Origin of the sequence: Telmatobacter sp. DSM 110680 (assembly GCF_039994875.1) — a bacterium.
In the GTDB taxonomy this organism is placed as follows: Bacteria; Acidobacteriota; Terriglobia; order Terriglobales; family Acidobacteriaceae; genus Telmatobacter.
Window position 1 is genome coordinate 3,123,670 of sequence record NZ_CP121196.1, and the last position, 12,954, is coordinate 3,136,623.

Below are 12,954 nucleotides of genomic sequence, written 5' to 3' on the forward strand. Positions count from 1 at the left end.
GGCAGGGATTCAAAGAAGCGGGTCCTTCGGCTTCGCTGCGCTTTGCTCCGGTGACGACTGCGTCTTTCGGAAGACTAGCGGGTGTCTAGCAGGTCCGCGGGGATTTCAATCGAGACTAGTGTGCCTCGGCCGGGATTGCTGACCACCTTGAACGTGGCCTGGGTGCCGTAAAGGACTTCGAGGCGCTCCTGCACATTTTTCATGCCGATGCCAGCGCCGCCGTTGCTGCTGACTCCGGTGCGTGGCCGGTCGCCCATGCCGACTCCGTCGTCGGCTACCTCGATGAGTACGCGATCGCCCGTCAACTTGCTGCGGAGGGTTACAGTTCCACCATTGATACGCGGCTCCAGGCCATGCTTGATGCTGTTTTCAATGAGCGGCTGCAACAGGATGCTGGGCACGAGGACGTCGAGCGTCTGGGGATCGATTTCCTTTTCAACGTGGAGCTTGTCGGCGCCGAAGCGGACGACTTCGATGCCGAGGTAGTCATCGGTGAAGCTGAGTTCGTCGCGCAGGGGAACGTAGGTGTCGTGATCCTTGAGGAGAGCGCGGAGAATGTTGGCGAGCTTCACAGTCATTTCGCGCGCCAGTTCAGGTTTGACGCGGACCAGCGATGCAATGGAGTTGAGAGTGTTGAAGAGGAAATGCGGATTGATCTGGCGCTGCAAGGCGTCGAGGCGGGCTTCAAGGAGGAGGTGTTTCTGCTCTTCGAGTTTCATCTCAATGCGGAGTGCGTTCCAGACTTTGAGCGCGATGCCGACAACGATGGGCGCGCTGATCCACACCAGCACTTGCACCCAGAGCTGAGTGGCAACCAGGGCAAAGAGCTTGTGGGGAAACATGCGCGCGATCTGATCGCGGCACGCCTCGGCGGCGACGATGAGCCCGAGCATTAGAAATTGGCGGTCGACGCGCGGGCGGCGCAGGATGCGTCGGATCCAGCGGTAGAGGCTGAGGTCGACAAAGGGCGTGAAGGACCATATCTCGTCTGTCTCGACCAAACTGCCTAAAGCGCCGGCGAGAAGTCCGACAGCAGCGTTGAAGGGGAGGGAAAGGTACTCGCCGTGGTGGATTGCGGGAGCGGCCAGTACAACGCCGCCGAGCATGGCCCAGCGAGGTCCGACAAGCAGGCCGAGGAGAATGATGGTTTCGAAAGAGATGTCGGCGGCGAGAAAGTTGGGGACGGCAGTGCGAATCCAGACACCGAGCGTGAGTGGGACGAGGAAGAAGGCCAGCAGGCCCAGGGTCTGGCCGGTGCGGCGATGCTCGGAGAAGAACAGGCGCCGGAAGGTGCTGCCGCGCGCCAGCACGCTGGCGACGGAAGCCATGACTCCCAGTTTTACCAGGAGCGTAATCAGGATTAGCCTGTCAGTCACCCCTCAACTGTAACGCGGTGCGGAGGTGGTGCCCAAATACAAACCCGCGGCGGTTCAGCAGTTTGCGCGTGGTTGGTGAAAGCGTCTCGCCGCTGGTGACGGGGGCGCATAGCGTGACGGAGGCACAAAGTAGAATGGAGATATGGCATTTGAAAGCGTGAAGAAGGTTGCCGAGGCCGATTTTCCCACTCGCTGGGGAGCCTTTCGGATTCTCGGGTTCGAGGGGACGCTGCCGGGCTCTTCGGAATCGCCGAACCAGACGGGTTCGCCGGCGCAGAGCGGGAAGGTGGAAGGACTGGTCGCGCTGGTAATGGGCGACGTTCATTCGAAGCCGCCGCTGGTGCGCATCCACTCGCAATGCCTTACCGGAGATGTGTTTGGTTCGCTGCGCTGCGATTGCCGCTTGCAACTTGAGCTTGCCCTCAGCAGCATCGCTGCAGAGGAGGCAGGCATCCTGCTCTACGAACAGCAGGAGGGCAGGGGCATCGGGCTGATGGCGAAGCTGAAGGCGTACGAGTTGCAGGATGACGGACGCGACACCGTTGAAGCCAATGTCGAGCTGGGATTCGAAGCCGATTATCGTGAGTACGAATTGCCGGCGCGGGTGTTGAAGATGCTGGGCGTAACGCAGGTGAAGCTGATGACCAACAATCCTGATAAAGTTTCAGCGCTCGAGTCGGCGGGCATTACTGTGACCGAGCGCGTTTCCGCTGAGGTTGCTCCGCAGGATTCGTTTGCGGCTTATGTGCGCACCAAGCAGGAGAAGATGGGGCACATTGTCGAGACGATGGTCAGCGACGAGTAGGCTCGGACCGGGACAGAGAGAAAAAAGCAGATCCTTCGCGCCGCTTACTCCTTCGCGCTAGCCCGAAGAGGCCCCAAGCATGCGGCGCTCAGGATGACACGTGATGTTCAGCGGCACGATGTGGTCTTCGCGGCTGACGATACTGCCGTAGCGGTGGTAAACCATCACGCAACGATCGGACGATTCATAGAATCTTCTTTCCGGTCAAAATGTCTGATTGCGAACCCATGATAGTCCTTGAGGGTGATGGCGGCAGATCCATGAGTTCCATGCGGCGACTTGCTTAAATTGCCTTTTATTTACCAGTTGCCATTACCTTGCGGATGGGTTCGTTGTCGGCGTAGACGCGCCATTCGGCTACCAAGCCTTCTTCTACCAGGGCGCGAATGGCTACGGGTGTTTGCCAGCGGTTTTCTGGATTCAGGTTGCCCTCGCGGGAGTAGGTTCCCTGGGCGACGCCAAGCAGGATCACTACGGGATCGCTGGGGTAGATCTCTTCGATGGCCACGGAGTAGTCGGGGACCATGCGGAAATAGGCTGCCCATCCTTCGCGCATTTTTTCGCGGCCTTCGATGACTTTGCCCAGCGAGTCAATGAAGCGATGGGTTGGCGACATCAGTGCGGCTACCTGCTCTGCATCCTGCCGGTTGATGGCGCGGACAAATGCGTGGGCGATGGATTCCGCCGAAGTGCCGATTGATTCCATGAGGTCCCCTTCAAAAGACATTTTAAGCACGCTGGGTGGAGGGAACCGACCTGCCTGGGAAAACGTACTTAATTGCAGGCGCTCATTCACGGTTCGGAACTGCGAGCCAATTTAGAAATTTGGCGTCGAACGACTATGCAGAACTTCACGGACACGCTCAGCGAGGTTTTCAGGGCGATCGCAGCCAACAAGCTGCGAAGCTTTCTCACCATGTTTGGAATTGCGTGGGGTGTGGGCTCGCTACTCGTGCTTGTGGGTTTGGGCGAGGGATTCCGATCGGGCCAGCATCGCAACCTGGCAAAGCTCGGCAATGACCTGATCATGATGTGGAATGGGACCATCCCCGCTGTCGCCAACCAGCACACGGGGATGCGTCCTTACCAGTTGACGTTGGCGGATGCAGAGGTCGTGAAACAGTTGCCTGAGTTGCGCGCCGCGACCGTGGAACTCTCTCGTTCGGATCTTTACGAAGTGAGCCAGTTCAGCAACACGTCGAGCCACGTGATGGGTGTTTGGCCCAATTACACGCAGGTGCGCTACATTCCGATGGCTCAGGGACGGTTCATCAACGACATGGACGTCAGCGATCATCGCCGCGTGGCGGTGCTGGGCTCGAAAGCGGCGATGCTTTTGTTTCCGGGCCGCCCGATGGTGGGCGAGGCGATCACGGTGAACGGCACTGAGTTCAAGATTGTGGGTGCAGTGGAGAAGATCAGCCGCGGCAACCAGGATTTTGACGATCAGAAGGTATATGTTCCCGTCACGACGATGCTGGAACTCTATCCGCTGAAGGGCGACAATATCGCCAAGGATGCGCTGACCTCGATTCAATATCAGCCAAAGAAAGCTGGAAATGCTACTGCTGCGGTTGCGGCAGTGCATCGGGTGATCGCAGAGCGGCACGGTTTTGATCCATCGTTAAAGGACGCGTTTCAGGAGTGGGACACCATCAAGGAGATGAAGATGGTGGGCGCGATTTTCAACGCAATGGACATTTTTCTGGGTGGCGTGGGAATCGTGACGCTGGGGCTGGGTGCGGTGGGCATTATTAACATCATGCTGGTGTCGGTATCGGAGCGGACGAGCGAGATCGGGCTGCGCAAGGCGCTGGGTGCGACAAAAGGCAGCATCATGGGGCAGTTTTTCTGGGAAGGCTTGTTGTTGACCGCGGTGAGTGGGGCGATTGGTATCGCAGCATCGGCGGGGCTGATGGCGGCTTTGCAGGCTCTGTTGACGGGAAAGATGCCCGGGTGGGATCCACCTCGGCTGGTGCCATGGTCGGCTGCGCTTGCGATGGGGACTCTGGTGCTGAGCGGAATTGCTGCGGGACTTTATCCTGCGAGCAAGGCAGCGGCGATGGATCCGGTGGAAGCGTTGAGGAAGGATTGAGAGGAAGGGAGTAGGAACAGGGAACAGGGATTAGGGAGTAGCGAGTAGAGACGGGGACTGCGGAGATGCTGAAGGATATATTTGGCCAGGCTTGGGAGGCGATGGTTTATAACCGCCGCCGCACCACCATCACCATGATCGGGATGGCATGGGGCATCGCGACGGTGGTGTTGCTGCTGGCGTATGGGGCAGGCTTCAGCCGTGCTATCGAGGCGATCTTCGCGCAGTGGGGAACCAACATCATCGGTGTTTTTCCGGGCAGGACCAGCGAACAGGCGGGGGGAGAGAAGTCCGGGATTAAGGTGCAATTTACCCAGGATGATGTGGATCGCATTATCGCCAGCGTTCCGGGAATCAATCATATTTCTCCGACTGTCAATAAAGACGTGACGGTGCAGAACGATTTGCACACCTACACATGGACGGTGAATGGAGTGATGCCGGTTTTTCAGGACATCTGGAAACTGGACACGGCTGCGGGGCGCTTCTTCAACGGGCAGGAGGAGCAGCAGCGGGCTCATGTTTGCGTAATTGGTTCGGAATCGAAGACCAAGCTTTATTCCGGAGGTTGGGCAGTTGGGCAGACGATTCGGCTGAATGGAGTTTTATTCACGATTATTGGCGTGCTGGTTCCGAAGATGCAGGAAGGGGAAGACAGCGATCGCAACCGGCAGATTTATGTGCCGTTCAGCACGATGAGCGATCTGGCCGATACGAAATATCTGAGCGGAATCTGGTACAACTACCAAGGCAACTATCAGCTTACGGAACAGAACATGCGCAATTCCCTTGGCGCGGCGCATCACTTCAGACCTTCTGACCATAGCGCGATCTATGTTGCGAACCTGATGACGGAGCTGCATCAATTCAGCATCCTGTCGCTGGCTCTGCAGGTGCTGCTTTCGCTGGTTGGGGCGCTGACGCTGGGCATCGCCGGAATTGGACTGATGAATATCATGCTGGTGGCGGTGCAACAGCGCACGCGCGAGATCGGCATCGAGAAAGCGCTGGGCGCTCAGAGGCGTCATATTCTTACGCAGTTCCTCTCTGAAGCGATGGTGATTACGGGCGTGGGCGGAGTAAGCGGAATCGGCCTGGCGTACGTGGTGTCGCTGTTGATCGGTCGAATTCCGTTCTACAGTGAATTGGCGCAACACGCGGAGGACGCGGATATTCAACTGCTGATTTCGCCGACGTCGGTGGTGGTGGCGAGTACGATTCTGATCATTACGGGGCTGGTGAGCGGAATGATCCCGGCGATTCGCGCGGCGAATCTCGACCCGATTGAAGCGCTGCGATACGAGTGAAGTAGGGACTAGGCACTAGTAAGGCGGGGAACAGGGACTAAGGAACAGGGATCAGAAAAGCAGGGAACAAGGATTGAAATCAGGGAATCGAAGCTTCGGAATTGGGCTGAAGCATTCTGGTTGACTATGGCAGGATTTGATCGTCGCTAAATTACGGATAGTTCTAAAAAAAATCTTCATCCTACAACAACTTTTGAAAACTTGCGGTGTTCTCGCTGGACAACGGGTTCTGTTCTATTGCATCAGAATCCTGCACGGCCACTTCTGTGTCGAGCGCCAAGGCCCTCCCCCGGTCTTCACGCGGAGTCTGGTTGTGGCAAATTTTCTATCTTCTTGGTCGGTGATCACTTCTTGAGCGGCTGTTCAATTTAAGCGAGCTGTGCACGACTTCTCGATGCAACGCAAGGCACGACTGCTCGATCTTCCGTGAATTTTCCCCGCCCCGTTCAGGGCTAACAGAAAGATCAGCCGAAACTCGCCTGCAGGATTGCGTGGCGAGCTTCTGTTCTGCCAGGAGGCTTTCGATGAAGAGCGTTCACCTCGCTCTCTGCACTCTCTTGCTTTCATCAACCCTAACTGCTTTCGCCAGCAGACAGATTCTGCCGGCGGGCTCACTCATTAACTGCACGGTTTCCGAAAACAAGCTTTCGTCGAAGACCACCGCCATTGGCGATCCGGTTCTTTGCAAAGCGAGCATGACAACGCGAAACGGGTCAACGCGGTTGCCCTTCAACACCTATCTGGAAGGCCGTTTTGAGGACTACAAGGATCCGGGACATTTTGTCGGCAAGGGATGGATGGAGTTAAAGTTCGATCGGTTGGTCATCGAGCCGCGTACCGTTATTCCTTTGGAGGCACGGGTCGTCGACGTTCCAGGTTTTGCGGTGGACCAGAAGGGAAGGATTCTGGGTAAAGGGCACGCCACGCGCGACATTGTGATGTGGTCAATTCCGATCCTGTGGCCGATAGATCTATTGACCCTGCCGGGGCGCGGACCACGGCCGACGTTAAAGACCGAGACGCGGCTCACGCTCAAAGTGATGGATGACACGGAAGTGCCGGTTATCGACGATCCGGAGCGCGATCCCTCTGGGCTTTATCGTCGCGAGCCTAGCGCTTACAACGATGCTCCGCAGGACCAGCCGCAGCAGCAAGTTGCGCAGGAAGCGCCTCCACAACAGCCGGCTTACCAGCCGCCTCCGCCAGCGTATCAACCCCCACCGCAGCAGTATCAACAGCAAGACCAATACCAGCAACCGCAATATCAGCCTCCGCAGTATCAGCAGCCGCAGTCGTATGTTGCGCCTGCTCCGGTGGCTGCGTACGTGATGCCCATGTATGTGGCACCGGCACCGGTGGTGTATGTCTATGCTGCTCCGCCACCGCCGCCGGTGCGGGTTTACATGTATGCGCCGCCGTCGGTGGCGATGTGGTCGGCGCCGAGGACGGTGGTGTATCAAAGTCCGGCCGCGTATCGATCGTTGTACGGATACTAAAAAGGGAGAATCTGAATGAAGGGCTGAAGGGCGTGGGCTTACCGCGCCCTTTTCTTTTTTGAAGCGGTGAGCAGCAGGCGGAAGTGTGCGCGAAGCTGCGCAACGGCACGATCGAATGGTTCGACGGAGCGATAGGAACGCGACAGCATCACTCCGCCTTCCATGGTTACGAGGACGAATGTTGCCAATGCGTTGGTGTCGGTGCCGGACGGGAGGGAAGGTTTCATTTCGAGGATGCACTCACGGATGGCTTCAATCCATCCCTCGAAGTTGCGCGCGATGAGCGTGTGGGCGGGGGCATTTTCCGGATCGATCTCCAATGCCAGGCGGCCGAGAGGGCAGCCATATTTCGAGTCGGTGGCAAGGATGCGCTGGCGGTAGCCGGCGAGAATGGCGAAGATGCGCTCGAGAGGTTTGGGGGTCGAAGCGAAAGCCGGATCGACCACCATGGGGCGGAGCAGTTCGATGTATTGCTCGAGTACGGCGCGGAGCAGGGCCTCTTTGCTATCGAAGAAATGATAGAAGCTGCCGGAATTGACTTCGGCGTGTGCAAGAAGTTCGGCCATGCTGGTTCCTGCGAAGCCGCGCTCCCAGAAAAGGTAGCGAGCGGAGTCAATGAGGCGTTCGCGGGTGGAGGGAGAATTTTTCGAAATGGCCATAAATTCTTCTTGACAATTATATTACTTGAACGATCAACTAAATCTCATGTCGAAATCAAAATTGATGCTTTTGCTGCTGTTGCTTAGTTTTGTACTTTTAAGGCTCGCAGTTGCGCAGAGCGAGCCGCAAGCCGTTGTTTACCAGCCGCCAAAGCAGCTGGTGATTGAGTTGGAAGTGCCGGCACCGGTTGCAGAGGTGTGGAAGGCGTTCTCTACGAGTGAGGGGCTGAGCACGTGGCTGTTTCCGCATGCGACCGTGGATCTGAAGCCGGGTGGCGACTGGCTCGTGCATTTTCCTGGAGGCAGCACGGGCGGCGGAACGATTGTGAGTTTCGTTCCTGAGAGGGAACTCGTGATTTCTGCGCTCGCGCCGGACAAGTTTCCGCAAGTACGAGAGACTCGCACACGCGCGGTGTTTCAGTTTGAGGCTCGCGGCAATTCGACCGTGGTTCGGCTGACGCAGACGGGATGGAAGAGCGGAGATGAATGGACGCGCGCCTACGCATACCTGACTGCAGGGAATGCGCAACTGCTAGCGACGCTGCATCAACGGTTTGTGGACGGACCCACGGATTGGGACAAAGTGATGGGAAACGCGAAAGCGAAGACGAACTAGGAGGTGGTGAGTGGATTTTCACACATTGAATTTCTGGGCGATTCTTGCGGCTGCTCTCTCGGCGTTCTTAATCGGCGGAGCCTGGTATTCTCCGGCACTGTTTGCGGGCGCGTGGAAGAAGGCGAATGGATTTCTATCCGAAGAGCCGAAGGCGGGTCCCAGGGTGTTCGTCATTGGATTTGTATTGAGCCTGGTGATGGCGATCAATCTCGCGATGTTTCTCAATGATCCGAAGACGACAACGGCGTGGGGAGCCACGGCGGGATTTCTGGCTGGATTTGGATGGGTGGCGATGGGAATGGGGATCGTTGCGCTGTTTGAGCGTAGATCGTTGCAGTACGTGCTTATCAACGGCGGATATCTTACCGTCGCACTGACGGCGATGGGGGCGATCCTTGGAGCTTGGCGATAGTATTTGGGATCGCTGCGAATCGCGTTAGACGGGGGGCATCGCGTCGACTACGGGGAGGCCGGGGGGCGGAGTGAATTTGAATGTTGCCGGGGGAAGGGGAATGTTCGTCTGCTCCCCTGCAAAGGTAAAGCGGGTTACGGCACCGTCGGTTTCCTGGATTTCGATCGCGGTGATCGTGCCGTCTGCGTTCACCGTCAGAACGAGACGCTGAACGCGTTTTTCCTGTCCGTGGGGGATACCGGCTAACGTGAAGGTGCCGCTGGCGGCAGGGGACACGGCGAGGTGGTCGATTTCTTTTTCGAGTTGAGTATGGCCGAGTAGAAAGCGCAGAGGAGAGCGGAAATCGTCGAGCTGTTTGGCGGCAATGCGCTGGATTTGAGGGTCGCCCTTGGAGTAGAACCAGGCGTATTTCCCGTCGAGGAGAAAAAGCTTGCCGGTGGGATTGGAGTAGTCCCAGCGCATGCGGCCGGGCTTGAGTAGGAGCAGCGTTCCGCTTTCGCTTCGGACGCGGCCGAGTCCTTCGTAGGTTTCTGCGAACTGGGCTTTGAGGGAGTGGAGTTGGTTGTAGTGGTGGTCCACGCGTTGGGCGAGGTCGTGGGCTGTGGGTTGCTGGGCTTGGAGGCTGGAAGAGAAAATGGCCGCGAGTAGAGCGATGAGGAGGCTGGCTCGAGAGAATCGGATTCCCATCCATGCGGCAGAAAACGCCGCATGGATGGGGCACCCGCGATTTTTGTCTGCATTGAGAACGATGGACGAGGTCATTGCACCATCTGGGTGCAGTTTGTGCCGCCGGCTGGGTCCATCTTGATGGGGCCGCCTGCTTCAACGCAGAAGCCACGATCGCCGGTTCTGCCAACGGTCGCGGGCGTGGCGGTGAGTGTGTAGCTGGTAACGCGCTCGCTGTTATTTGCCGTCGACTTTACGCAGTTGGTGATGTTGAAGATGTAGCCGTCTTTGACGCCGGTAGTGAGCTGTCCATTGAGCAGTTGCGCCGAGGTTGCACTTGGAGGTGCGCCGGTTTCGCCGCCGAGCGCCGTCAACGTGCACGCAAACCCGGTGACCGGATAGTTCTGCTCGTACATCGACTCGGCCTGTTCGATGGTCTGGAGCGACTTCTGGGCCGAAACTTCATCGGTGTGTTTCCGGATGGTATTCGCTGTCGGAATGGCGATGAGCATCAGGATGACGATGATGGAGATGACGATCAGCAATTCCATCAAGGTAAAACCGGCTGCATTTGTGCGATCAGTCGAGCAGCGGCGCCTGGCGAGCTTCGAGAACTTGCAATTCATTGTGAACCCCATGTTTGGGGACGGACTGGAAGCGCTATCCCCACACGACAAAATCCTACAACCTGTAGACGCAGAAGGGAAATGGAACGCTCAAGACAGTGGTCAGTGAACAGGGGTCAGTGGTCAGTCGCAGTGCTCGCCTTAAGTCCAGACTGTCTCCCCTAGAGGTTCGCGGGGAAGGCGCGAATCATCGCACCATGCGAAGAATGGAATTGATCACTGTTCACTGACCACTGTTCACTGCTCTAACACACCAGTCTTTCGCGGTTTAGCTTTATGCCGGTGAGACGGCCCAGCAGGGTAACGGCTATGCGATCGGAGACGAAGAGTTTCTGGGCCATGCCTTGTACGTGCTCGGCGGTGACGGCATCGATGCGGGCAATGATTTCATCCGCGGTAAAGAATTGGTGGAAGTACATCTCCTGCCGGGCAAGGTTAGCCATGCGCGAGTTCGAGCTTTCAAGGCCCATGAGGATGTTGCCCTTAAGCTGATCCTTGGCGCGGGTAAGCTCTTCATCGCTTAGAGGAACGTCCTTGAGATTACGGAATTCTGCGAGCACGAGGTCTATGACGTCGAGTGCCTTGTTGGCGGATGTTCCGGCGTAGACGCAAAGCGAACCGGTATCGCTGTAGGGACTGAGGTCAGAATAGATGGCGTAGGCGAGGCCGCGCTCTTCACGAATGGTTTGGAAGAGGCGCGAACTCATACCGCTTCCTAGAACGGTATTCAGGATGAGAGTTGCGAAGCGGTTGTCATCGGTGATCTTCGGAGCCGGAACGCCCATGCAGAGCTGCACTTGCTCAAGCGATTTTTTATTCTGCAGGATAATGCGCGCGCTGGCCAGCGGGGCCTGCATTTCGTGCACGGCTTCTCCGGGAGGCAGGCCAGTGAACTTCTTTGAAACCGCTTCAACGAAGGCGTCGTGCTCAAGATCGCCGGCGGCAGAGAAGACCATGTTGCCACCGCGGAAACTGGCGGTGTGGTAGTCGAAGAGCTTTTGCTGATCGAGGCGGCCAACGGTTTTTGTGGTTCCCAGAATCGGCTTGCCGAGAGGGTGGTCTTTCCAGAAATTCTGCGTGAAGAGTTCGTGGACGAGGACATCGGGATTGTCTTCGTCGATTTTGATTTCTTCGAGGATAACGCCGCGTTCGCGCTCAATTTCGGTGGAAGCGAAGACTGGATTCAGCACCAGATCGGCGAGTACGTCGAGGGCGATGGGCACGTGGTCGGCTAGCGACTTCACGTTGAAGCAGATGGTTTCTTTGCCGGTGAAGGCATCAAGGTTGCCACCGATAGAGTCCATTTCGCGGGCGATGTTCAGGGAGGTACGTGAACGGGTCCCTTTGAAGACCATGTGTTCGACGAAATGGGATATGCCGTTGATTTCGGCGGCTTCACAGCGGGATCCAGACTTAACCCAGACACCCATGGCGACGGAGCGAAGGTGCTCCATGCGCTCGGTTAGGACAATCAAGCCATTCGGCAATACTGTACGGCGGAGGTTGCGCTGATTTGTCATCGTCACTCGTTCGAAGAATCAATATTAAGAAACGTTGTAGGTCGGCCGAACGTTCAGCGGTCGCGCACGTTTAGAAACAGATACAGGTATAGGCGATTTACGGGCAAATTCGCGGCAGGCTGCAAGGGGGGTAAAAATGCTCTATTCTGGGCCCAGCCGTGTCCACGAACTCACAACTAGTCCCATTAGACGCTAACAACCGCCCGGGCGGAAGCCTGCGAAGTTTTTTTGGCATGGACGCGGAGGAATTGTCGGCGTGCATGGTGCGGATGGGCGAGCCGGGATGGCGGGGACGGCAGCTTGCTGAAGCGATCTATCGCCAAAGGATTGAGGAAGTTGAGAGAATCACTACCCTTGCCAAGGCGCTGCGGCAAAAAATTGCCAGCGAGGGCTGGCAAGTCGGACGACCGCGAATCGCGCAGGTCTTCAAGTCCGTGGACGGGACGGAACGCTACCTGGTGGCGGGTCCGAATGCGGACGGGCTGACTGTGGAGACGGTCTGGATGCCGGAGGGGGATGAGGGCGAGACGGGGGATGGGACTGACAGCGGATCGAGGGACATACAAGCAGGTCCTTCGGCTGCGCGTTCTTCGCTGAGATGGGATCGGGCGACTATCTGTGTTTCGAGCCAGGTGGGGTGCGCGGTGAATTGCCAGTTCTGCCTGACGGCGAAGCTTGGATTGCAGCGCAATCTGACTGCCGGAGAGATCGCAGGTCAGGTGGTTGCGGTGCTTGAGCGGCACGGGGTCGAGGTCGGCAAGGATCGCGTGAACCTGGTCTTCATGGGAATGGGCGAACCATTTCTGAATTACGAGAACTTTATGGCGGCGGTACGTCTGCTGGTGACGGAAGTCGGGATTAGTCCGCAACGCATGACGGTGTCGACCTCGGGCATCGTTCCCGGAATTGAGCGATTTGCAGGAGAGCCTCCGGAGTTTCGCCCGAAGCTCGCTATCAGTCTGAATGCATCGAATAACACGATCCGCAGCGAGATTATGCCTATCAATCGCAAGTGGCCGATCGAGGCAGTTGTCGATGCTGTTCGTGGAATCCAGTTGCGCACGCGGGAGCGGATTACGTTCGAGTACGTTTTGCTGGGGGGAGTTACGGACCAACCTCAGCACGCGGCGGAGGTGGCTCGGCTAGTGCGGCGTACGGGACTTCCGGCGAAGGTGAATCTGATTGCGTGGAATCCGGGGCCTGGGATTGCTTACAGCACTCCTCAACCGGAGGCAGTGGAGATTTTTCGGCGTGCACTCTCGGCGGAGGGAGTGCCGGTGTATCTGCGTAGGCCGCGCGGACGGGATATCTATGCGGCGTGCGGACAACTCAAGCGGACGATCGAGGGATGAGAGACACTAGTCCGCGACACATTC

At 57.4% G+C, this 12,954-nt stretch carries 13 protein-coding genes; 7 read left to right on the plus strand and 6 right to left on the minus strand.

Annotation, left to right across the window (positions count from 1 at the left end; all coding sequences use genetic code 11):
- Positions 1-74: 74 nt before the first annotated feature.
- On the minus strand, positions 75-1,376 hold the full coding sequence (locus P8935_RS12870; RefSeq protein ID WP_348260695.1) for a histidine kinase: 1,302 nt from the start codon (positions 1,374-1,376) through the stop codon (positions 75-77).
- A 142-nt stretch (positions 1,377-1,518) separates the two neighbouring features.
- On the opposite strand from P8935_RS12870, the gene ribA reads away from it, so the two are divergent.
- Entirely contained in the window at positions 1,519-2,181 is a 663-nt protein-coding gene (gene ribA, locus P8935_RS12875) for a GTP cyclohydrolase II (RefSeq protein WP_348260696.1), read from the plus strand.
- 295 nt (positions 2,182-2,476) lie between these two features.
- On the opposite strand, the gene P8935_RS12880 is transcribed toward ribA, so the two are convergent.
- Positions 2,477-2,887: a nuclear transport factor 2 family protein gene (locus P8935_RS12880; protein ID WP_348260697.1), complete on the minus strand. Its 411-nt coding sequence runs from the start codon at positions 2,885-2,887 to the stop codon at positions 2,477-2,479.
- 135 nt (positions 2,888-3,022) lie between these two features.
- Between P8935_RS12880 and P8935_RS12885 the strand changes: the two genes are divergently transcribed.
- The 3 genes from P8935_RS12885 to P8935_RS12895 all read left to right on the plus strand — a co-directional run bounded on the left by P8935_RS12885 (position 3,023) and on the right by P8935_RS12895 (position 7,079).
- Entirely contained in the window at positions 3,023-4,276 is a 1,254-nt protein-coding gene (locus P8935_RS12885) for an ABC transporter permease (RefSeq protein ID WP_348260698.1), read from the plus strand.
- A gap of 65 nt (positions 4,277-4,341) precedes the next feature.
- A complete protein-coding gene (locus tag P8935_RS12890) occupies positions 4,342-5,583 on the plus strand; it encodes an ABC transporter permease (protein WP_348260699.1) in 1,242 nt (413 codons plus the stop codon).
- A 524-nt stretch (positions 5,584-6,107) separates the two neighbouring features.
- Positions 6,108-7,079, plus strand: a complete 972-nt coding sequence (locus tag P8935_RS12895; RefSeq protein ID WP_348260700.1) for a hypothetical protein — start codon at positions 6,108-6,110, stop codon at positions 7,077-7,079.
- Positions 7,080-7,117: 38 nt separating this feature from the next.
- Here the strand turns inward: P8935_RS12895 and P8935_RS12900 are convergent, their stop codons facing one another.
- A complete protein-coding gene (locus P8935_RS12900) occupies positions 7,118-7,738 on the minus strand; it encodes a TetR/AcrR family transcriptional regulator (protein ID WP_348260701.1) in 621 nt (206 codons plus the stop codon).
- A gap of 46 nt (positions 7,739-7,784) precedes the next feature.
- On the opposite strand from P8935_RS12900, the gene P8935_RS12905 reads away from it, so the two are divergent.
- On the plus strand, positions 7,785-8,354 hold the full coding sequence (locus P8935_RS12905) for an SRPBCC domain-containing protein (RefSeq protein WP_348260702.1): 570 nt from the start codon (positions 7,785-7,787) through the stop codon (positions 8,352-8,354).
- Positions 8,355-8,364: 10 nt separating this feature from the next.
- Positions 8,365-8,766, plus strand: a complete 402-nt coding sequence (locus P8935_RS12910) for a DUF1761 domain-containing protein (protein ID WP_348260703.1) — start codon at positions 8,365-8,367, stop codon at positions 8,764-8,766.
- Positions 8,767-8,790: 24 nt separating this feature from the next.
- Here the strand turns inward: P8935_RS12910 and lolA are convergent, their stop codons facing one another.
- The 3 genes from lolA to P8935_RS12925 all read right to left on the minus strand — a co-directional run bounded on the left by lolA (position 8,791) and on the right by P8935_RS12925 (position 11,578).
- Positions 8,791-9,528, minus strand: coding sequence for an outer membrane lipoprotein chaperone LolA (gene lolA, locus P8935_RS12915; RefSeq protein ID WP_348260704.1), 738 nt, complete (start codon positions 9,526-9,528; stop codon positions 8,791-8,793).
- Complete coding sequence (locus tag P8935_RS12920) at positions 9,525-10,058, minus strand: prepilin-type N-terminal cleavage/methylation domain-containing protein (protein ID WP_348260705.1); 534 nt, start codon at positions 10,056-10,058, stop codon at positions 9,525-9,527. The genes lolA and P8935_RS12920 overlap by 4 nt, the downstream gene beginning before the upstream one ends.
- Before the next feature lie 245 nt (positions 10,059-10,303).
- The gene (locus tag P8935_RS12925; protein WP_348260706.1) at positions 10,304-11,578 is read right to left on the minus strand and encodes a pitrilysin family protein; all 1,275 of its coding nucleotides are present in this window, start codon (positions 11,576-11,578) and stop codon (positions 10,304-10,306) included.
- Between the two features lie 233 nt (positions 11,579-11,811).
- Here P8935_RS12925 and rlmN point away from each other — a divergent pair, with 233 nt between their 5' ends.
- Entirely contained in the window at positions 11,812-12,930 is a 1,119-nt protein-coding gene (gene rlmN, locus P8935_RS12930; protein ID WP_348260707.1) for a 23S rRNA (adenine(2503)-C(2))-methyltransferase RlmN, read from the plus strand.
- Positions 12,931-12,954: the final 24 nt, after the last annotated feature.